Source organism: Streptomyces humidus (assembly GCF_014649655.1).
GTDB lineage: Bacteria > Actinomycetota > Actinomycetes > Streptomycetales > Streptomycetaceae > Streptomyces > Streptomyces humidus.
In genome coordinates this window covers 1-1,342 of record NZ_BMTL01000131.1, presented here as the reverse complement: position 1 = coordinate 1,342, position 1,342 = coordinate 1, and the positions used below count along the sequence as shown (strand labels likewise).

Annotated in this window: 1 protein-coding gene; it reads left to right on the top strand. The window is 68.4% G+C overall.

The genetic code is table 11. The features are described 5' to 3' along the window. The first annotated feature begins 41 nt into the window (after positions 1-41). Positions 42-1,310, top strand: a complete 1,269-nt coding sequence (locus tag IE239_RS41395; protein ID WP_434093309.1) for an IS30 family transposase — start codon at positions 42-44, stop codon at positions 1,308-1,310. Positions 1,311-1,342 lie beyond the last annotated feature (32 nt).

Genomic DNA, 1,342 nt, shown 5'->3' with positions numbered 1-1,342 from the left:
CGTTCTAGTGGTCGTCGCAACACCCCAGCTCAGGGGATGCGATGGACTTCGAGATTCGGGATGAGCGGAAGCCTCAGGGGCCCCGCAGGTTGGTCGCCGAGCGGGCCGCATACTTCCAGCTCATGGAGCAGGGTTACAGCACCCGGGAAGCGGCCCGCATCATCGGTATCAACCTGCGGACCGGCAAGAAGTGGCGCAACGGCCACCACTCGCCGGGCAAGGGGAAGAAGCCGGTCCCTTCGATCTATCCCGTCCCCGGGCAGCAGTCCGAGGAGGCGGTTGACCGGAGGGAACCGGCTTCTCGCGCGTCGAGGTACCTCCGCGAGGAGGAGCGCATCCACATCGCGGACCGGGTGCGGGAGAAGGCGTCCGTTCGGCAGATCGCCGCCGAGCTGGGCCGCAGCCCGTCGACCGTCAGCCGGGAGATACGCCGCAACCGGCGCCCCATGCCCAAGGGCGGCTTCGCCTACCAGCCCTTTCACGCCCACCGCCGCGCCGAACGGCGTCGCGGCCGGCCCAAGGTCGGCAAAATCGGGCAGTGCTCCGAGCTGCGGGACTTCATCCAGGACCACCTGACGATGCGGTGGAGCCCGGAACAGATCTGCCAGGCTCTGCGGACCCGCTTCCCCGACCGCCCGGAGATGCACGTGGTCCACGAGACGATCTATCAGGCCCTCTACGTCCAAGGCCGCGGAGAACTCCGCCGGGAACTGACCCGCGCCCTTCGGACCGGCAGGGCCATGCGGCGCCCGCGTCGCCACGCTGACCGGCGCATCAACCGGCCGGTCAAGAACATGGTCATGATCAGTGAACGGCCCGCCGAAGCGTCCGACCGGGCCGTCCCGGGCCACTGGGAAGGCGACTTGATCATCGGCAGGAACGGCAAGTCCGCCATCGGCACACTCGTCGAGCGGTCCACCCGCTACCTGATGCTCGTGCACCTCCCGGACGGCCACACCGCCTACGCGACCCGCAATGCGCTCGCATCGACCGTCCAGGCCCTCCCGCACCACCTCTGGCGATCCCTGACCTGGGACCAGGGCTCGGAGATGGCCGCCCACCGGTCGTTCACCGTCGCGACCGACATCCCGGTCTACTTCTGCGACCCGGCAAGCCCCTGGCAACGCGGCTCGAACGAGAACACGAACGGCCTGCTGCGGCAGTACTTTCCGAAGGGCACCGACCTCACCACCCACGCCCCTGAGCACTTGGCGGCCGTGGCCGCCGAGCTGAACAGCCGCCCACGCAAAACGCTCGGCTGGGAAACCCCAGCCGAGCGCCTCGCTAAGCTCCTGGCCACAGCCAGTTGATCACTGTGTTGCAACGACCCCTGGAATTCGCC

Coding starts and splice junctions, on each gene's coding strand:
- IE239_RS41395 (WP_434093309.1), top strand. CDS start 42: ATGGACTTCGAGATTCGGGATGAGCGGAAGCCTCAGGGGCCCCGCAGG.